Origin of the sequence: Pseudomonas sp. PA15(2017) (assembly GCF_001945395.1) — a bacterium.
Lineage (GTDB): Bacteria > Pseudomonadota > Gammaproteobacteria > Pseudomonadales > Pseudomonadaceae > Aquipseudomonas.
Genome location: NZ_MSXV01000028.1, coordinates 30,604 through 49,461 on the forward strand (window position 1 = coordinate 30,604; position 18,858 = coordinate 49,461).

The following is an 18,858-nucleotide window of genomic DNA, read 5'->3' on the forward strand; positions in this document are numbered from 1 at the left end:
TCTAAGATTCATGCAGAATACGAGCAATCCTCGTCGTTACGCTCCACGACGAAAACCTGAACTTAGCAGCGCGCTCCAGTGACTGATTGATTAAGGGCGATCAGCCCATCTGAATTCACAGCCCTGGAGGCGGATATGTCGGATCATCACACTTACAAGAAGGTCGAGCTGGTTGGCTCGTCCACCTCGAGTATCGAAGATGCCATCAACAATGCCCTGGCCGAGGCCAGCAAGAGCATTCGGCATCTGGAGTGGTTCGAAATTACCGAAACCCGTGGTCATATCGCCGATGGCGCGGTGGCTCACTATCAGGTAACTCTGAAGGTTGGCTTTCGCGTCGCCAACAGCTGATCACGGGCATCGCCAGTCGTGGTGACTTGCCTTATCGGCGATCTGCGGCTTTATTGAGTCGGGCCACTTTTGGGTTTCCGGCGTTGTTCACTGCTACGAGGGAGCGTTTGTGATGAAAAAAGTGTTGTTTGCAGTAGGCCTGATGGCGCTCGCTGGTTCGGCTTTCGCGGCCAAGGACTGCGAGGAGCTCAAAGGCGAGATCGATGCGAAGATTCAGGCTAATGGCGTTGCATCCTATACCCTGGAGATCGTCGACAAAGGCAGCGTCACCGACCGTCAGGTGGTTGGCTCCTGCGGAGGCGGCACCAAGGACATCGTCTACCAGCGCAACTGATGACGAAGCTCGAAAGCCGGCGCGCAGCCTCTGCGACGCCGGCTTTTTACTGCCTGCAATTTGCCCCGAGTTGGCCAGGCACGGCTGGGAGGCGTAGGATAAGACCTACTGTTTTACTCGGATAAGGCCCCGGCATTGTCCATGGGCAAGGGTTCTCTTATGTCTGCACTCGCGCAACTTCCATTCTCCGTTCTCGACCTGGCGCCGATCCGCGACACCGGCAGCCCGCAGCAGGCGCTGCATGATTCGCTGGCACTGGCCCGGCACGTCGAGTCGCTGGACTTCAACCGATTCTGGGTCGCCGAGCACCACAACATGGACGGCATCGCCAGCTCGGCCACCGCTGTTTTGCTCGGCTATCTGGCCGCTGGCACCTCGCGCATTCGGCTGGGCTCGGGCGGGGTGATGCTGCCCAACCACGCGCCGCTGGTGGTCGCCGAGCAGTTCGGCACCCTGGCGACCCTGTATCCGGGACGCATCGAGCTGGGCCTGGGCCGCGCGCCCGGCGCCGACCAGTTTACTGCCCATGCGCTGCGCCGCGAGCGCTCCGGCAGCGCGGACGACTTTCCTCAGGATGTCGCCGAGCTGCAGCGCTACCTTGGCCCGCGTACGCCGGATCAACGCGTCATCGCGGTGCCCGGCACCGGTACCAATGTGCCGATCTGGCTGCTCGGCTCCAGCCTGTTCAGCGCTCAGCTGGCCGGTGAGCGCGGCTTGCCCTACGCCTTCGCCTCGCATTTCGCGCCGCGTTATGTACACGAGGCGATCAGGGTCTACCGCAACGCCTTCAAACCGTCCGAGGCGCTCGCCAAGCCTTACGTGATGCTCGGTGTACCGCTGCTGGCCGCTGATACTGACGAGCAGGCCCAGCACCTGGCGACCTCGGCCTATCAGCGCATCCTTTCGCTGATCCGCGGCCAGAGCCTGGTGCAGCGCCCGCCGGTGGAGTCGATGGAGGGCCTATGGCTGCCCCACGAGCGCGATGCCGTGGGCAGCTTCCTGGGCATGGCGGTGATCGGCGGGCCACAGAAGATCCGCGCGCGGCTGGAGGTACTGCTCGAACAGACCGAGGCCGACGAGCTGATCTTCACCTGCGACCACTACGACTTCGCCGATCGCCTGCGCGCCTTCGATATCCTTGCCAGCTTGCGCTGAGCAGCCGGTCGCTCGGCAGAAAACTCGAACTTGCCCGGCCGCTGTCTCTCTCAATTCTGTACCCCTTATCAACAGGAGCGTAAAGATGAAGAAGACAGCATCGGCCCACTGGCAGGGCGGCATCAAAGACGGCAAGGGCACCATTTCCACCCAGAGTGGTGTGCTTTCCGAACAGCCCTACGGCTTCAATACCCGCTTCGAAGACAAGCCCGGCACCAACCCCGAAGAGCTGATCGGCGCAGCCCATGCCGGTTGCTTCTCCATGGCGCTGTCCAAGGAGCTGGGCGAGGCGGGCATGACGGCCGAGAGCATCGACACCAAGGCTGAAGTCACCCTGGACAAGCAGGACGGCGGCTTCGCCATCACTGCCGTGCACCTGTCGCTGAAGGCCAAGATTCCGGGCGCTGACCGCGCTGCCTTCGAGAAAGCAGTGGAAACTGCCAAGACGGGTTGCCCGGTATCCAAGGTGCTCAACGCCGAGATCACCCTGGAAGCCGTGCTGGAAGCCTGACCGGCTCCTGCCCGCCGTACCTGAGCCGCCTTGTGCGGCTCAGTCGTTTCTACCCCTTCGGATTAAAAAGTGCCGCAGCGCAGATTCTTGCCCCGTGCCAGCACGTTGCGGTCTGCATCGTAGAGCGCCGCTTGTGCGCGCATTGCCGCCGAGCGGGCTTCGACGCGATAGCGCTGACCAGCCTTGAAGTCGTCATAGCGAATGCGCACATCACAGGTCAGCTCCTGTGGCTCGGAGATCATCGAAGCGCCACCGCCGCCGGCAATCTCGAAGCGATAGCGCATCTCCAACTCGTGGGCGCCTGGTGTCACCTGGAAATAACGGCCGTCGTTGACACGCTCGCGGTCCAGGCGTTCGGCCATCAGCAGGTCGATACCTTCGCCTTTGAGATCGATCCAGGCCATGTTCGGGTCGGCGGCCGGCAGCGGCGACGCGCAGGCGCCCAGGAGCAGCAGGCTGGCAAGCAGGAGGGGCTGGCGCATCGTGGTGTCTCCCATGGGCCGATTCGGTGGATGCAGCAGTATCGCGCAAAGCGGCCGCGACTTCGCGGTAGGATGAGGCGATCACCCTCTACATGACCCCGGCCATGCTCGAGCAGCGCACCTCTCTTCTTGTCGACCTGTCGCGCCGCGCGGCGGTTCCCCTGTTGGCCTTGGCGCTGACCGGCTGCAGCACGGTCGATTACTACGGGCAACTGGCCCGTGGGCAGCTGCAGTTGCTGAGCGCGCGGCAGCCGGTGCAGGCGCTGATCGACGATCCGGCCACCGATGCGAGGCTGCGCGAGCGGCTTACGCTTTCCCAGCAGGCGCGACGCTTCGCCAGCGAGAGGCTGGCCCTGCCGGATAATCGCAGCTATCGGCTATATGCCGACCTGCAACGGCCGTTCGTGGTGTGGAACCTGTTCGCCACCGAGGAGTTCTCGTTGCAAGCGCAGCTGCACTGCTTCCCGATTGCCGGCTGCGTGGCCTATCGCGGCTTCTACGAACAGGGCCGGGCCCGTGGCGCGGCGGCGCTGCTCGAGGCGCAGGGGCTGGATACCTACCTGGGTGGCGTGGAAGCCTACTCGACTCTGGGCTGGTTCGATGACCCTATCCTCAACACCATGCTGCGCTGGAGCGACGAGCGCCTGGTCGCAGTGATCTTTCATGAGCTGGCGCACCAGCAGTATTACCTGGCCGGCGATACGGCATTCAACGAGTCCTACGCCACCTTCGTCGAGCAGGAGGGTTTGCGGCAATGGCGCGCGGCCCGCGGTCTGCCGGCCGCCAGGGAACTCGGTGTGCAGCCGCGTGAACAATTCACCGCGTTGGTGCTGGCCAGTCGCGCGCGCCTGGAGACGCTCTACGCCAGTGGCCTGGATGCCGAGGCGATGCGCGCCGGCAAGCAGGCCGAATTCGAGCGCCTGCGCGCCGAGTATCGACAGTTACGCGCGAGCCGGTGGCAGGGCGTAGGCTACTACGACGGCTGGATCAACGGCCCCTTGAACAACGCCAAGCTGCTGCCCTTCGGGCTCTACGATCAATGGGTCGCGGCATTCGCCAGGCTGTTCGCCGAGGTCGGGGGAGACTGGCCGAGGTTCTACCAGCGGGTCGCCGAATTGGGCGCTTTGCCGCCAACGCAACGGCTTATACAACTGCGAGCGCTGGACGCTGTCCCAGAGTAGGGTCAGAACCAACTAGACGCAGAGGAAGGTCGTGATGAGAGGATGGACGGCAGTGATGCTGGTGCTGGGCGTGATGGGCGGCAACGCCTGGGCGGCGCCCAAGTCGTGCGACGAGCTCAAGCAGGAAATCGAAGTGAAGATCCAGGCGGCGGGTGTAGCCAGCTATACGCTGGAGATCGTGCCCAACGAAGAGGTCGAAGACGACAGCATGGTGATCGGCACCTGTGATGGCGGCAGCCGCAAGGTGATCTACCAGCGCAACGACCTGACCGGCTCGCGGATGATGTAGCGGCTTGCGCCGCTAACCATTCAGGCGCTGAACGCCTGGCGCAGCTGCGCCAGGGTCTGCACATGGTGAGCTGGGCGCTCGCCGCTCAGCTCTTCCAGGCTACCGAATCCGTAACCGACCGCCACCGCCTGCAAACCGTTGCTGTGGGCGCCGATCAGGTCATGCTTGCGATCGCCGATCATCAGCGTATCGGCCGCATCGAGGCGTTCCTGTTCGAGCAGGTGGGCGATCAGCTCCACCTTGTTGGTGCGCGTGCCGTCCAGTTCGCTGCCGTAGATGGCCTTGAAGTAACGGGCGAAATCGAAGTGCCGAGCGATCTCGCTGGCGAACACCGTCGGTTTGCTGGTGGCGACGTACAGGGTGCGGCCCTGCTCCTGCAGCAGTTGCAGCAACTCGATCACGCCGTCGAACAGCTGGTTCTCGTACAGCCCGACCTCGCGGAAACGATCGCGATAGTGATTCACCGCCTCCCAGGCGCGTGCCTCGCTCAGGCTGTAGGTATCCATGAAGCATTGCAGCAGCGGTGGGCCGATGAAGTGCTCCAGCGCCACCGGGTCGGGCTCGTGGATATCCAGTTTCGACAGCGCGTACTGCACCGAGCGGGTGATGCCTTCACGCGGGTCGGTGAGGGTGCCGTCGAGGTCGAAGAGAACGGTGCGCTGTTGCATGAGAGGGTATCCGCTGGCCTGAATCGGTGTGGATTGTCCCGCACCGTGGGTTGCCGCGGCAACTCAGGCGGTGAGCGGACGGTAGATCCAGCGCAGGCTCAGGAGGGTCAGCGGCCAGAGCAGCGCCAGCAGCAGGACGCCGAACAGCACCATCAGCGCCAGCACCAGAAACTCCGAGCCGGCGTACAGCGCCACCAGCAACACGAAACCCAGCACGCCGGCCACCAACAGCCAGATCGCCATGCACACCAGCACGCTCGCCAGCAGGCGGCCCACTGCCAGCTGCGGCAATTGCGCCGGCAGCGAGCGCTGCGCGGCGATCAGCGCCACCAGCCCGTACACCAGTCCGGCGGCGGTGCTGAGCCCGAGCATCCACTCCATGCCGTAAGGGCTGATGGCGTCGGCGGGCAGCAGCGTCAGCAGCTTGGTGTAGAACACGATGAACAACAGGCCGAAAGCCAGGGCGGTCTCGCCACGGCTCACCAGGGTCGAGCCGGCCTGGAACTGCCCCCAGCGACGCATCAGGTGCAGGCTCGCCCACAGCGGCAGCAGGGTCGCCAGCATGAAGGACACCAGGTTCAGCGGCAGCATGAGCAGGGTGGGCGAAACGCCTTGGGCATTTTCATACAGCCAGGGAGCTATCTGCGCCCACAGCAGGTTGTAGAGCAGGCCGACCACGAAGATCGCCACCAGGTAGACGCCCATGAACAGCGCGATGAGCCGCGCCGGGCGGCTCACATCGACCACATCATGGCGTTGCAGGTAGTAGCGGGCGAGCAGCAGCGCACTACAGCCGTCGACCGCCAGGGCGCTGAGCCAATAGGCCGCCAGCTGCCACAGGTTGTTCAGATAGGCCTGGAAATACTCCGGCTCCAGCGTCAGCCACATGATCAGCCAGTGGATCACCTGGCTCGCCGTACAGCACGCCAGCGCCGTGAACAGCAGGCGCATGGGCAGGCGTGACGAACGTCGAGGCTCGGCCTGGCCGATGACGGGGGAGGGGTTGCTCATGGTGATGTCCTTTTGCGGCGCCGCGGCGCCAGCAGGGTAGGGTCAATGGAATGCAGAGCAGCCGCTGATGCGTGCGGCTATTTCAGCGGGACGGCGGCGAAGGCGAGAATGCAGAGAACGGTCAGGAAATTGGAGCGTGGTTTTTCATGGGGCGATTCTAACGTAGGCCTGCAACAGGTTTTTGCAGTGCTGTTAAAGCTGGGCGAATGCCGTCAGGCTTTCTGCCCCTTTGGTTTCTAGCTGTCGACATGGCGAATCTGCACGGGTGATTGATGCCGGTCATTATCGGGCCTGCCGCACTGAGCAATCATGGCGGGTGCCGAGTGGGTAACCAGGCTGTTAGGGTGCAGGGCAGGGGGCGTGCCGAGTGGCGCGTCATCCCTAGATCATGCCGCCCCAAGGTTCGTGCAGAAACGCGCGGCTTGAGTATTTGCGCACCGCCGCCTGATGCGGTGGGCAGAACGCCCCGGTTCATAACACTTCTCTTAGCCGTTTGGATGAGCTGATGAACAACACAATAGTGAGTCTGCTGCTGGCGCTGGGCCTGGCCGGGGCTGCCCAGGCGGCGGGTGATCCGGCTGCGGGGCAGGCCAAGGCGGTGGTTTGCGGGGCCTGTCACGGGGGCGATGGCAACAGTGCGCTGGCCAACTTTCCCAAGCTGGCCGGCCAGGGTGAGCGCTACCTGCTCAAACAGATGCAGGACATCAAGTCCGGCGCCCGGCCGGTGGTGGAAATGACCGGCATGCTCGAGCCGCTGAGCGAGCAGGACATGGCCGACGTCGCGGCCTATTTCGCTAGCCGAAAGATGAGCGTGGGCGCGGCCGATGCTGCGCTGGTCGAGCGCGGCCAGGCGCTGTTTCGTGGCGGCAAGCTGGCCGAGGGCATGCCGGCCTGCACCGGTTGCCATTCGCCCGACGGGGCGGGCATCGCCACGGCGGGTTATCCACACCTGGGTGGCCAGCACGCCGCTTACATCGCCAAGCAGCTGACCGCTTTCCGCGAAGGCGAGCGCAGCAACGATGGCGACGCGATGATCATGCGCGATATCGCCGCCAAGCTCAGCAACAAGGATATCGAGGCGGTGTCGAGCTACGTTCAGGGCCTGCACTGAAGCGTCGATCGGCATTTGCCAGGCGGTGAAAAAAAAGGGTGGCGGTGGCCACCCTTTTTCGTTGGCGAGCCCGCTACAATGTCAGGAACCTGCCGGGTGGCGACCAGTCGAACCAGAGCTGTCCGCAGCACCTTCATCGTTAGGAGTCATGCATGCGTAATCTGATCCTCTCCGCGGTTCTGGCCACTGCCAGCCTGTTCGGCGTTAGCGCCCATGCCGCCGATATCGAAGCCGGCAACCAGTACGTCGAGCTGAGCAACCCGGTACCGATTTCCAAGCCCGGCAAGATCGAAGTCGTCGAGCTGTTCTGGTACGGCTGCCCGCACTGCTACCAATTCGAACCGACTCTCAACCCGTGGGTCGAGAAGCTGCCGTCCGACGTCAACTTCGTGCGCATTCCCGCCCTGTTCGGTGGCCTGTGGAACGCCCACGGCCAAATGTTCATCACCCTGGAAAGCATGAAGGTCGAGCACAAGGTGCACGACGCCGTGTTCCGCGCCATTCACAAGGAAGGTCGCAAGCTGGCCACCCCCGAAGAAATGGCTGATTTCCTGGTCACCCAGGACATCGACCGTGACGCCTTCCTCAAGGCCTACAACTCCTTTGGCGTGAAGAGCCAGATGGAAAAGGCCAAGAAACTGGCCATGGCCTACCAGATCAACGGCGTGCCGGTGATGATCGTCAACGGCAAGTACCGTTTCGACATTTCCAGCTCGGGTGGCCCTGAGCAGACCCTGCAGGTCGCCGATCACCTGATCGCCAAAGAGCGCGCCGCCAAGTAATCCACCTATCGGAGCGCCTGCCATGCTGCGTCGCCGCTCGATGCCCCGTCAGGCTGGCCTGTGTGATCCACAGGTCAACCCCGACTGCACTCCGGACAGCGAGTGGCCGCAGGACGGGCGCTTGCGGCTGCTCAGCTTCAACATCCAGGTCGGCATCAGTACCGAGCGCTACCACCATTACCTGACCCGCGGCTGGCAGCACCTGCTGCCGCACCAGGGGCGCGCCGGCAACTTGCAGCGCATTGGCGACCTGCTTGGCGACTACGATATCGTCGCCCTGCAGGAAGCCGACGGTGGCAGCGTGCGCTCCGGGTTCATCAATCAGGTCGAGCATCTGGCGCGCATGGGTGCCTTTCCCTACTGGTACCAGCAGCTCAATCGCAACCTGGGGCGTTTCGCCCAGCACAGCAACGGGTTGCTCAGCCGCCTGCGACCGACTCTGCTGGAAGATCACCCGCTGCCCGGCCCGGCCGGTCGTGGCGCGATCCTGCTGCGCATCGGCGAGGGCGACGACGCCATCGCCGTGGTGATGATGCACCTGGCGCTGGGCGCGCGTACCCGTACCCGGCAGCTGGCCTATATCCGCGAGCTGATCGGCGGCTACCGCCACCAGATTCTCATGGGCGACATGAACACCCACGCCATCGACCTGCTGGAGCATTCGCCGCTGCGCGATCTCGGCTTGCTCGCGCCGCAGGTCGAGGCAACCTTTCCGAGCTGGCGCCCACAGCGCTGCCTCGACCATATTCTGCTCAGCCCGGGCCTGGAGCTCGAGCGCTTCCAGGTGCTGGCCCAGCCGATCTCCGACCACCTGCCGGTGGCCGTGGAGATTCGCCTGCCCAACAGCCTCACGCCACCGTTGACGCCCTGTGTACAGGAGCCCTGAGCATGGCCGACGACGCCAGACGCTGGCGCGAGAAGTACCTTGCCAATATCGAGCAGCAGGAGAAGCTCGAGCGGCGCTGGGACATGCGCATCGACCTGCTGCGCCGTGGTCTGGTACGCAGCAGCCTGGCCGCCGAGGGCTCCGACAAGTCGGTTGACCAGTGCATGCAGGATCTTCGCGAGATCCTGCGCCGTGACGACATGGACGCCGGCCTCAGTGCCCTGATTCCACGGCTGGAAAAGACCGTTCTGGATTCCGAGCAACGCCGTCAGCAACGCATCGAGCAGGTCGCCAGTGGCATGGCGAGCCTGGTGGCGCAGCTGTTGAAGACGAATTTGCCAGGCGATGTGCGCAAATCGCTCAAGCGCTTTGCCAAGCAGGTCGAGCAGCGCGCCCGGCAGTCGCGGGAAATGCCGGCGCTGCTGGCCGAACTCGGCCAACTGCAGCAACAGGCCTTGCAGGCGCTGGGCGGCGAGCAGGTGGAGCGGCCCGGTTTTATCGAGCGCTTGTTCGGTAGCCGCGACAGCGCCAGCCCGGCGGCCGGCAGCGAGTCCGAGACCTCCGCTACGCCGTTGGCAGTGGGCGAGCAGGTGGCTCCTGCATCCGACGAAATTGCGGCTGTCGAACCGCCGATGGCCGAACAGGAGGTGGCCGAGCAGCAACCGCAAGTGGTAACGCAGAGGGAGGTGGCGCCTGCCGTCATTGCCGAGGCTGCGCCGGCGCCGTCTCCAGAATCTTCTCCACAACCTGTCGTCGCACCAGCACCAGCACCAGCACCAGCACCAGCACCAGTACCTGTGGCTGCCAGTGCGCCTGCCGTCGGCCGCGTGATGCTGGACAGCCTGCCGCTGTCGTCGGCCCTGTTGATGCCGTCTCCCGTGGCCAAGGCCTCTGCCGGGCCTGTCACCGAGCCCGCCACAGCGGCAGAAGCGGTTCAGGACGCAGTGCCCGAGCTGACCGTCGCCGATGTGGCGATGGCGCAAGGCGATCCCGAATACGCCCTGCCGCCGGCGCCCGAGCCGGGCTACAGCGCCATCGCCAGCCACGTGGAAGGCAGCCTGCTGAAGCTGCTGGAAGAATTGCCACTGCCCGAGCGCCATCAAGGCCAGGCCGACGCGCTGCGCCAGCGCATCACCGCCGGGCTGAACATGTACGAGCTGGTGCCGGTACTCGACGACCTGGCCGTGCTGATGCTGGCGATTGCCGACGTCGGCCAGCGCGAGTTCGAGGGTTATCTCAAGCAGCTCAACGAGCGCCTGGCCGTCTTCCAGGGCAGCCTGCAGGACGTGCACGCCGACTACGCCGATTCCGCCGAGGCCGCGCGCAGCCTGGACAGCGAGCTGCGCCAGCAGGTCGATGGCCTGCACAGCAGCGTGCAGGCGGCTACCGACCTCGACAACCTCAAGGAACTGGTGGAGAACCGCCTCAGCGGTCTGCTTGGCACCATGAGCCAGTACCAGCAGCAGCGCGATGCCCGCGAGTTGCAGGTTGGCGAGCGCCTGCAGATCCTGGTCGACCGGGTGGCCAGCATGGAGCTGGAGGCCAAGGGTTTTCGCGATCATCTCGAAGAGCAGCGCCAGAAGGCGCTGATCGACCCGCTCACCGGGCTGCCCAACCGCGCGGCCTGGACCGAGCGCCTGGATCTGGAGCTGGCGCGCCTGCAGCGTTATGGCGGCGATCTGCTGCTGGCGGTGCTGGATATCGACCACTTCAAGCGCATCAACGACGACTACGGTCACCTGGCTGGCGACAAGGTATTGAAGATCATCGCTGGCGAGCTGTTCAAGCGGCTGCGCAAGACCGATTTCATCGCCCGTTTCGGCGGCGAGGAATTCGTGTTGCTGATCCCGACGACGCCCATGGATGGTGGGTTGAAGTTACTCGACATCTTGCGTTCGGCGATCGAGAACTGTCCGTTCCACTTCAAGGGCGAGCGCGTGACCATTACCCTGTCCGGCGGCATCAGCTCGTTCAGCAGCGCCGAGCGCAGCGAACAGGTGTTCGAGCGCGCCGACCAGGCCCTGTACCGCGCCAAGCGCGGCGGGCGCAACCGTATCGAGGTGGGTTGAACCCTGCCGAGTCTGGCTCCGCCGCCACTCATCCCTTCTGTGCGCCAGGTACGCCCGGCGTGTGCCGGTTGTCGCAAAGCGCAGCGCCGGCAGTCGCCTGGCCATCACGGCGCTGCTAGTCTTGCCCCTGCCGAACACTTGATAACCAGATCGAATCTTATGCTAGGGCGCCTCTCACTGCTGTTGGGACTCGCTGCGCTCGCCTGTCAGGCGAGCGCCTTGACTGTCTACAAGTATACCGATGCCAATGGCGTGGTCACCTACAGTGACCAGGCGGCACCCGGTGCGAAGGTGTTCGTGTTCAGCGACCGCATGGTCGAGAAGCTCGACAACCAGGTGAAGCTGGAGACCCGCAAGCATGCTGCCGGCGAAACCCTGCTGGTGCGCAACGACCTGTTCGCGCCGGTACAGGTCGAGCTAAAGCTGGAGCAGTTGAGCAACGTCAGTGGTGCGCCGGGCAAGCCGATCAATTGGGTGCTGCCGCCGCGCAGCGAGATCCGTCTGGCCACCCTGGCGCCGTTGGACCCTGCCAAGCCGCTGCGCTACACGCCGAAGCTCAACTACGCCCTGGGTGACCCGCGGTTGTTGCCGATCAAGCAGGCATATCCGCTGCCATGGCGCGGTGGCCCGTTTCGCCTGACCCAGGGCGCCAATGGCCAGTACAGCCACTTCACGCCCAAGGGCCGCTACGCCCTGGACATCGCCATGCCGGAGGGCACGCCGATCGTGGCGGCGCGCGCCGGAATGGTGGTCAAGACCGAGAATGACCAGAGCGGGCGCGGCACCAACCCGTCCGGCAACTTCGTGCGCATCCTGCATGACGACGGCACCATGGGCGTCTACCTGCACCTGATGCAGGGTTCGGTCAGCGTGCGCGAAGGGCAGCGCGTTGCGCTCGGCGCGCCGATCGGCCGCTCCGGCAATACCGGCAACAGTACCGGCCCGCACCTGCACTTCGTGGTGCAGCGCAACGTGGGCATGGCCCTGGAGTCGATTCCCTTCGAGTTCGCCCAGCCGGTGGACAGCCTGCCCAATTTCGCCGTGGGCGGCGACTGAAGCCATCAGCCTCCGTGGTCAGGCCGTGCTCAGGCGACAGCTCAATGCGCAGTGGTCGGATACGCCGCTGCTCATCCTGGCATCTTCCAGGCGATAGCCCGTCGTGTGGAACAGCCCATCGACCATGAACGGAATCTCGCCGGCACGGTGCAGCGAGCCGTCGATGCTGCTGGTGTAATGCGCCGGTATCCCGTCGATAAAGCGTTCAGCGATCAAATCGAAGGTGGCGCGCCCGCGCGGTGCATTGAAGTCGCCGGTCAGCAACAGACCGCCGGCGTCCTGCGCTTGCGCCTCGGCCAGACTGATCAGCTTGCCGGCGCTCTCGCGCTGGTAAGGCGTGGAGCTGCCGAGCGGGGTGACGTTCAGGTGAGTGGTCGCGACGCGAAAGCCGCGAAGCGTGGCGCTGAGCATGACTTCGGCGATGCTTCGCGGATCGGCCACACGCCGGCCCTCGGCGGTGAAGAACGTCATCTCCTGAATGTGCTCCGGGTCGCCCGAGTAGTATTCGGCCGTTACATCGAGCAGCGCCTCGCCACGGGCCAGCATGCCGACGCCCACCACATTGGCCGGGCCTTCATCCGGGTAGCACGCCATTGGGGCGAAGACCATGGGCCCGCCCATCAGGGCTTCGAAGAACGGGATGTCGCGCTCGCAGAGCTCCTGCAGGCAGAGCAGATCCGGGCGTTCGCGAACGATGAAAGCTTCGACGCGCGCCAGATGACGGGAGCGTTCGATATTGATGGAGGCGATAGTGAGCGACATGGAATCGGAAGGCGTGAACAAAGGAGGCGTTGCAGCGGCGGCCAAGTATACCTGACGCCCGTGGTCAGCATGCGTGGTACGCCAGCCACAATGCAAATCGCCCGGGCAAGCCGGGCGATTCGGTCACCGCGGGGTGATCAGAACGCCAGGCCGACCTTCAGGCCAATCTGCTCCTGCTTGAGCTTGCTGTTTTCCGCCAGCACGGTGTCGCTGTCGAGTTTGTAGTTAGTGCGGGTGTAGTACAGGCTGGTGCTGATCGGCAGGTTGTTGATGCCCTTGTTCCACAGCACAGTCAGTTCGGCGTACGGGTTGGCCTTGTCCTTCAGGTCGACGGTGTCGCTGCCTTCGCCGCTGACTTTCAACTTGGCTTCGGCCTCGAGCGAGTAGCGTGCACCGGCTTCCAGGCGCACGGTGTAATCCGGGGTCAGGTAGTTGTAGCCGATGCCTGCCTTGGCGAACGGGGATTTGCTGGTCAGCTTGACGTCGTTGCCGAACGGCGCAACATTGTCCTGTTCAATACGGCCCCAGTCGTAGCCACCACCCACGATGAAGTCGACGTAGTTGTTGGTGCTCAGCGCAGCGCGCAGGCCCAGGTCCAGATCGGCGCGGGCGGCCTTGTACTCGTCGCCACTCTTCTTGCGGTACTGGCCTTCGATACCGGCCTGGTAAATGAAGCCTTCATGGCCGGTCAGCTTGTTGCCGAAGTTGTAGAACAGGCCGCCTTGGTTCAGGCGTTCCTTGTCGCTTTCGCCAAAGGCGCTCAATTTGTACTGGTTGTGCGAGCCGATCACACCGATGGTCGAAATCGGGTCCGTGATCGAGTCGGCGTAGGCATGGGAAGCGCCAGCGAGGCACAGGGCGAGGGCGGTTTTCGAGGTGATTCCATTGAGTTGCATGGCTAAATCCTTGGCAGTCTGCTCATATGATGGGGGGCACCGATCCAATCGATGCCCGCGGTGGACTCTCGACCCGCCCCTGGCATTCGAGGAAGCCGACGAACGGTCATAAGTGCTTGTATTGGAAGGCAGTGCCAGCACTGCTCCATTGCCATATATGACCGATTGGTCAGGTTGTCAGAGCGGTGAGGATCACTGCCTGAGCGGCATCGTAGGCAGGCGCCCAGGCACCGGTATCAGTCGAGTTTGATGACCTTGGCCAGGAGGATTTTCGGGCCTTTCATCTTTTTGACGATCAGCCGCAGGCCGGCGACTTCCAGCGATTCCTCTTCCTCGGGCACGCGCTTGAGGGTTTCGTAGATCAGGCCGGCAAGGGTCTCGGCCTCGATATGGTCGAGATCGATGCCCAGCAGGCGCTCGAGCTTGAACAGCGGGGTGTCGCCGCGCACCAGCAGCTTGCCGGGCTGGTAGGCGAGAATGCCGCGTTCGGTCTTGCGGTGCTCGTCCTGGATGTCGCCGACCAGGGCTTCGAGCACGTCTTCCATGGTCAGGTAGCCAATCACCTTGCCATCGGCTTCCTCGACCAGGGCGAAGTGTGCGCTGCCCTTGCGAAACTGCTCCAGCAGATCGGACAGCGGCAGGTTGCGGCTGACCTTCTCGATCGGGCGCATCAGCTCGGCCAGGCGCAGGGTCGATGGCAGCATTTCCAGAAGCGACAGGTGCAGCAGCAAATCCTTGATGTGCAGCACGCCGACGAACTCACCCGCGGCCTCATCGTAGATTGGAAAGCGGCTGTACTTGTGGCGGCGGAACAGGCTGAACACCTCGTCCAGGGTGGCGTTGAGCTCCAGATAAATGAGGTCTTCGCGGGAGTTGGCCCAGTCGACCACCTCCAGCTCGCCCAGCTCCACGGCAGAGGCGAGTACGCGCATGTCCTGGTCGCTCGGGTCGCTGGCGCGACTGGAGTGGAGGATCAGCTTGAGCTCGTCGCGGCTGTAATGATGCTCATGGTGGCCGCTGGGCTGGTCCTGGCCAGCGATGCGCAGGATGGCGTTGGCGCTGGCGTTGAGCAGAAAGATCGCCGGGTACATGGCCCAGTAGAACAGGTACAGCGGCGCAGCCGTCCACAGCGACAGCAGCTCCGGTTTGCGGATCGCCCAGGATTTCGGGGCCAGTTCGCCGATCACGATGTGCAGGTAGGAAATAATGAAGAACGCGGTGAAGAAGGCGATGCCGTGGATCAGCTTCTGCGATTCGATACCGATCGAGGTCAGCAGCGGTTCGAGCAGATGCGCGAAGGCCGGTTCACCCACCCAGCCCAGCCCCAGAGAGGCGAGGGTGATGCCCAGCTGGCAGGCGGAGAGGTAAGCATCGAGCTGGTTGTGCACGGTGCGCAAGATATGCCCGCGCCAGCCGTTCTTCTTGGCCAGCGCCTCGACCTTGGTGGCGCGCAGCTTGACCATGGCGAACTCGGCGGCCACGAAGAAGCCGTTGAGCAGTACCAGGAACAGGGCGAACAACACCAGGCCCATGTCAGCGAAGTAACTGGAGAAGGAGAAGCTCGTAGAGGGATCCATAAGGGGTTCGTGTGACCGGATGTTGCTAAAGGGTGGGGCCTGGGCGAACGCTTTGCAATAGGGTCTAGGGTCTGTTGACGTTTCAACGCGGCCGTGCGTGAAACGTCAACAGACCCTATTCAGCGGCTCCGCGCGGCGATTTGTGTCGGCTGGAAATTACAGATGAACAGGCTGCCCTTGCCGACCACGCTGGTAATCTCCAGTCCGCCGCGGTGGCGCAGCAGCACGTGCTTGACGATGGCCAGGCCGAGGCCCGTGCCGCCGGTATGGCTGGCGCGACTGGAGTCGACCCGGTAGAAGCGCTCGGTCAGGCGCGGCAGGTGCTTGGCCTCGATGCCGGGGCCGGTGTCCTGCACCGACAGGTGCGCGCCCTGGTCGTCCTGCCACCAGCGAATGCGGATCTCGCCCTCGGCCTGGGTGTACTTCACGGCGTTGAACACCAGGTTGGAAAACGCGCTGCGCAGCTCCGACTCACTGCCCTTGAGCTTGAGGCCGGCATCGGCCTCGAGGCTGATCCGGTGGTTGCGCTCGGCGGAAATCGCAAGGGCGTCGTTGCGGATGGTCTGTAGCAGCACGTCGACCGCCACCGGGTGGTTGTCGGAGGGGTAGTCCGTGGCTTCCAGCTTGGCCAGCAGCAGCAGGTCGTTGAGCAGGCCCTGCATGCGTGCGCCTTGCTGCTCCATCTGCTGCAGGGCCCGGCGCCAGCGTGGGTTGATGTCGTCGACGTTGTCGTGGAGGGTTTCCAGATAGCCGGAAATCACCGTCAGCGGCGTACGCAGTTCGTGGGACACGTTGGCGACGAAATCCTTGCGCATCTGTTCTAGCTGGTGGAGACGCGTGACGTCGCGCACCAGCATCAGGTGTTCCTCGTTGCCGTAGCGGGTGATGTTGAGCTGCAACTGCTTGCGCGGGTTGACCGGCGAGGGCAGATCGAGGGGCTCGAGGAAGTTGCCGCGTTCGAAGTAGTCCTTGAAGCGCGGGTCGCGCACCAGGTTGGTGATCGACTGGCCGCTGTCCTGTGGCGTTTTCAGGCCCAGGAGGGTTTCCGAGGCCTTGTTCCACCACTCCAGGTTGCCGTGACTGTCGAGCATGATCACCGCATCGCGCAATGCTGCGGTGGATTCCTGCACGCGGTCGATCACTGCCTGCAGGCGCCCACGGGCCCGCTGGTTGCGGCGCTGCAGGTGGTAGATGCTGTCGAACACCTCGCCCCACAGGCCGTAGCCATCGGGCGGGGGTTCGTCGGGCTGGTGATCCTTGAGCCAGGCGTGCAGGCGCAGCAACTGGCTGAGGTTCCATAGCAGGTGAGCGGCCAGGCCGATGGCGATGGCCCAGGCATATTCGCCGGTAATCACCCCGGCGGCCAGGCAGGCTGCGATCAGCAGCACCAAGCGGCGGGTTATGGCGCCACGCCAGTTGCTCGTCACGTTTCGCTCATCCGCCAGCCGATCCCTGTGATGATGAGTTGCAGACTATCGTCTAGCCCTTGGTGGAGAAACGATAACCGGTGCCGCGTACCGTCTGCACCAGATTTTCATAGGCCTCGCCCAGCGCCTTGCGCAGGCGACGGATGTGTACGTCGACGGTGCGTTCCTCGACGTAGACGTTGCCGCCCCATACCTGGTCGAGTAGCTGCCCGCGGGTGTAGGCACGCTCCTGGTGCGTCATGAAGAACTGCAGCAGGCGGTATTCGGTCGGGCCCATCTCGGCCGGCTTGCCGTCGATGGTCACGCGGTGGCTGATCGGGTCGAGCAGCAGGCCGCCCACTTCGATCGGCCCTTCGCTGTCGCTGGGGCCGGCGCGGCGCAATACGGCCTTGAGGCGGGCGACCAATTCGCGCGGCGAGAAGGGCTTGGTGATGTAGTCGTCGGCGCCGACTTCCAGGCCCTGGATCTTGTTGTCCTCTTCACCCTTGGCGGTGAGCATGATGATCGGAATGTCGCCGGTCAGCTCATCGCGCTTCAGGCGCCGGGCCAGCTCGATGCCCGAGGTGCCGGGCAGCATCCAGTCGAGCAGGATCAGGTCGGGTTTGCGGTCGACGATGATCGCGTGTGCCTGCCCGGTGTTTTCCGCTTCCAGGCACTCGTACCCGGCCATTTCCAGCGCTACCACGATCATTTCGCGGATTGGCGCTTCGTCATCGACGATCAGGATGTTCTTGCCAACCATGGGTTGAGCCTCGGTTCATTCAACTGTCATGCGGCGCATTAGATAACGGAATTATTGCAGTGATATGACAGCTGTAAGGCGCAGCCTCAACGATTCAAACCGGCCAGCACTTCACGAAAGCTTGCCAGCCCCGCCTCAATGTTCTCGATGATCTCTTCGGCCAAATCGTCCGGCTCTGGCAGGTTGTCCAGGTCGGCCAGGGATTTGTCCTTGAGCCAGAAGATATCCAGGCTGGTCTTGTCGCGAGCGAGAATCTGCTCGAGGCTGTACTTGCGCCAGCGGCCTTCGGGGTTTTCGGTCTCATGCCAGGTTTCCTGGCGATTGTGGCGATTGTCCGGGTTATAGCAGGTGATGAAGTCCTGCAGATCCTCGAAGCGCAGCGGCTTCTTTTTCAGCGTGTGGTGAATGTTGGTGCGGTAGTCATAGAACCACACCTCCTTCGTCCACGGCGTCTTGCTTGCCGGCTGATTGTCGAAGAACAGCACGTTGGCCTTCACGCCCTGGGCGTAGAAGATGCCGGTAGGCAGACGCAGGATGCTGTGCAGCTCGGTAGTCTCCAGCAGGCGCTTGCGCACGATTTCACCGGCGCCACCCTCGAACAACACGTTATCCGGCACCACCACTGCTGCGCGGCCGGTGCTCTTGAGCATGCTGCGGATGTGCTGGACGAAGTTCAGCTGCTTGTTCGACGTGGTGGTCCAGAAATCCTGGCGGTTGTAGGTCAGTTCGTCCTTTTCCTGCTCGCCTTCGGCATTGGTGAAGCTCATCGAGCTTTTCTTGCCGAACGGCGGGTTGGCCAGGACGTAATCGAAACGCTGACCATCGTCGGCGATCAGTGCATCGTTAGGTGAAATATGGCTGTCGCCGTCGATCTCGCCGATGTTGTGCAGCAGCATGTTCATCAGGCACAGGCGACGGGTGCTGGCGACGATCTCGTTGCCGAAGAAGGTGTGGTTCTTGAGGAAATCCTTCTGACCCTTGTCCAGCGTCTTGCTGGCCTCCAGAAAATCGTAGGCGGCGAGAAAGAAGCCTCCGGTGCCACAGGCCGGATCGGCAATGGTCTTGTTCGGCTGCGGGCGCAGGCACTCGACCATGGCGCGAATCAACGCACGCGGAGTGAAGTACTGGCCGGCGCCGGACTTGGTGTCCTCGGCGTTCTTCTCCAGCAGGCCCTCGTAGATGTCGCCTTTGACATCGGCGCCCAGAGTCACCCACTTGGTGCCGTCGATCATCTCCACTAGGCGGCTGAGCTTGGCCGGGTCCTGGATCTTGTTCTGCGCCTTGGTGAAGATCTGCCCGAGAATCCCTGGCTTGCCGCCCAACACCAACAGCGTCTTGACGTATTGCACCTCCAGTTCGGCGCCGCGCTTGCTCTTCAGGTTCTGCCAGTCGCAGCCAGCGGGAATGCCGATATCGCGGCCATAGGGCGGCTGGCGATACTCGTCGGCCATCTTCAGGAAGATCAGATAGGTCAGCTGTTCCAGATAGTCGCCGTAGCCAACCCCGTCATCGCGCAGGGTGGTACAGAAACTCCAGACCTTGGAGACGATTGCATGGGTGGTGCTCAT

Annotated in this window: 20 protein-coding genes; 11 read left to right on the forward strand and 9 right to left on the reverse strand. The window is 63.5% G+C overall.

Going from position 1 to position 18,858, the window contains the following annotated elements:
* Positions 1 to 135: 135 nt before the first annotated feature.
* The 4 genes from BVH03_RS09625 to BVH03_RS09640 all read left to right on the forward strand — a co-directional run bounded on the left by BVH03_RS09625 (position 136) and on the right by BVH03_RS09640 (position 2,351).
* On the forward strand, positions 136 to 351 hold the full coding sequence (locus tag BVH03_RS09625; RefSeq protein WP_075928405.1) for a dodecin: 216 nt from the start codon (positions 136 to 138) through the stop codon (positions 349 to 351).
* A gap of 112 nt (positions 352 to 463) precedes the next feature.
* A complete protein-coding gene (locus BVH03_RS09630) occupies positions 464 to 685 on the forward strand; it encodes a DUF1161 domain-containing protein (protein ID WP_075960954.1) in 222 nt (73 codons plus the stop codon).
* Between the two features lie 159 nt (positions 686 to 844).
* The gene (locus BVH03_RS09635) at positions 845 to 1,840 is read left to right on the forward strand and encodes an LLM class flavin-dependent oxidoreductase (RefSeq protein ID WP_075960955.1); all 996 of its coding nucleotides are present in this window, start codon (positions 845 to 847) and stop codon (positions 1,838 to 1,840) included.
* 85 nt (positions 1,841 to 1,925) lie between these two features.
* Positions 1,926 to 2,351, forward strand: a complete 426-nt coding sequence (locus BVH03_RS09640) for an OsmC family protein (protein ID WP_075928408.1) — start codon at positions 1,926 to 1,928, stop codon at positions 2,349 to 2,351.
* 62 nt (positions 2,352 to 2,413) lie between these two features.
* On the opposite strand, the gene BVH03_RS09645 is transcribed toward BVH03_RS09640, so the two are convergent.
* On the reverse strand, positions 2,414 to 2,833 hold the full coding sequence (locus tag BVH03_RS09645; RefSeq protein ID WP_075960956.1) for a hypothetical protein: 420 nt from the start codon (positions 2,831 to 2,833) through the stop codon (positions 2,414 to 2,416).
* 104 nt (positions 2,834 to 2,937) lie between these two features.
* Between BVH03_RS09645 and BVH03_RS09650 the strand changes: the two genes are divergently transcribed.
* Positions 2,938 to 4,014, forward strand: a complete 1,077-nt coding sequence (locus BVH03_RS09650) for an aminopeptidase (RefSeq protein ID WP_075960980.1) — start codon at positions 2,938 to 2,940, stop codon at positions 4,012 to 4,014.
* A 34-nt stretch (positions 4,015 to 4,048) separates the two neighbouring features.
* On the forward strand, positions 4,049 to 4,303 hold the full coding sequence (locus tag BVH03_RS09655) for a DUF1161 domain-containing protein (RefSeq protein ID WP_075960957.1): 255 nt from the start codon (positions 4,049 to 4,051) through the stop codon (positions 4,301 to 4,303).
* 20 nt (positions 4,304 to 4,323) lie between these two features.
* On the opposite strand, the gene BVH03_RS09660 is transcribed toward BVH03_RS09655, so the two are convergent.
* Positions 4,324 to 4,971 (reverse strand): HAD family hydrolase, encoded by a 648-nt coding sequence (locus BVH03_RS09660; protein ID WP_075960958.1) that lies wholly within the window; start codon positions 4,969 to 4,971, stop codon positions 4,324 to 4,326.
* Positions 4,972 to 5,034: 63 nt separating this feature from the next.
* Entirely contained in the window at positions 5,035 to 5,982 is a 948-nt protein-coding gene (locus tag BVH03_RS09665) for a hypothetical protein (protein WP_075960959.1), read from the reverse strand.
* 505 nt (positions 5,983 to 6,487) lie between these two features.
* Here BVH03_RS09665 and BVH03_RS09670 point away from each other — a divergent pair.
* The 5 genes from BVH03_RS09670 (at position 6,488) to BVH03_RS09690 (ending at position 11,886) form a co-directional block, all read left to right on the forward strand.
* Positions 6,488 to 7,093, forward strand: coding sequence for a cytochrome c (locus BVH03_RS09670; protein ID WP_075960960.1), 606 nt, complete (start codon positions 6,488 to 6,490; stop codon positions 7,091 to 7,093).
* A 152-nt stretch (positions 7,094 to 7,245) separates the two neighbouring features.
* Positions 7,246 to 7,875: a thiol:disulfide interchange protein DsbA/DsbL gene (locus BVH03_RS09675; RefSeq protein WP_075960961.1), complete on the forward strand. Its 630-nt coding sequence runs from the start codon at positions 7,246 to 7,248 to the stop codon at positions 7,873 to 7,875.
* Between the two features lie 22 nt (positions 7,876 to 7,897).
* On the forward strand, positions 7,898 to 8,761 hold the full coding sequence (locus tag BVH03_RS09680; RefSeq protein WP_075960962.1) for an endonuclease/exonuclease/phosphatase family protein: 864 nt from the start codon (positions 7,898 to 7,900) through the stop codon (positions 8,759 to 8,761).
* Positions 8,762 to 8,763: 2 nt separating this feature from the next.
* Entirely contained in the window at positions 8,764 to 10,830 is a 2,067-nt protein-coding gene (locus BVH03_RS09685; protein WP_075960963.1) for a GGDEF domain-containing protein, read from the forward strand.
* 159 nt (positions 10,831 to 10,989) lie between these two features.
* Positions 10,990 to 11,886, forward strand: a complete 897-nt coding sequence (locus tag BVH03_RS09690) for a M23 family metallopeptidase (RefSeq protein ID WP_075960964.1) — start codon at positions 10,990 to 10,992, stop codon at positions 11,884 to 11,886.
* A gap of 18 nt (positions 11,887 to 11,904) precedes the next feature.
* Here the strand turns inward: BVH03_RS09690 and BVH03_RS09695 are convergent, their stop codons facing one another.
* From BVH03_RS09695 to BVH03_RS09720, 6 genes are all read right to left on the reverse strand, one after another.
* Positions 11,905 to 12,648: an endonuclease/exonuclease/phosphatase family protein gene (locus tag BVH03_RS09695; RefSeq protein ID WP_075960965.1), complete on the reverse strand. Its 744-nt coding sequence runs from the start codon at positions 12,646 to 12,648 to the stop codon at positions 11,905 to 11,907.
* Between the two features lie 137 nt (positions 12,649 to 12,785).
* The gene (locus BVH03_RS09700; protein ID WP_075960966.1) at positions 12,786 to 13,544 is read right to left on the reverse strand and encodes a hypothetical protein; all 759 of its coding nucleotides are present in this window, start codon (positions 13,542 to 13,544) and stop codon (positions 12,786 to 12,788) included.
* Positions 13,545 to 13,780: 236 nt separating this feature from the next.
* Positions 13,781 to 15,121 carry a hemolysin family protein gene (locus BVH03_RS09705; protein ID WP_075960967.1) on the reverse strand — a complete coding sequence of 447 codons (1,341 nt, stop codon included), beginning with the start codon at positions 15,119 to 15,121 and terminating at the stop codon, positions 13,781 to 13,783.
* 119 nt (positions 15,122 to 15,240) lie between these two features.
* Positions 15,241 to 16,548 (reverse strand): phosphate regulon sensor histidine kinase PhoR, encoded by a 1,308-nt coding sequence (gene phoR, locus BVH03_RS09710; protein ID WP_075960968.1) that lies wholly within the window; start codon positions 16,546 to 16,548, stop codon positions 15,241 to 15,243.
* Between the two features lie 52 nt (positions 16,549 to 16,600).
* Positions 16,601 to 17,290 carry a phosphate regulon transcriptional regulator PhoB gene (gene phoB, locus BVH03_RS09715; RefSeq protein ID WP_070885833.1) on the reverse strand — a complete coding sequence of 230 codons (690 nt, stop codon included), beginning with the start codon at positions 17,288 to 17,290 and terminating at the stop codon, positions 16,601 to 16,603.
* A gap of 86 nt (positions 17,291 to 17,376) precedes the next feature.
* Complete coding sequence (locus tag BVH03_RS09720; RefSeq protein ID WP_075960969.1) at positions 17,377 to 18,858, reverse strand: class I SAM-dependent DNA methyltransferase; 1,482 nt, start codon at positions 18,856 to 18,858, stop codon at positions 17,377 to 17,379.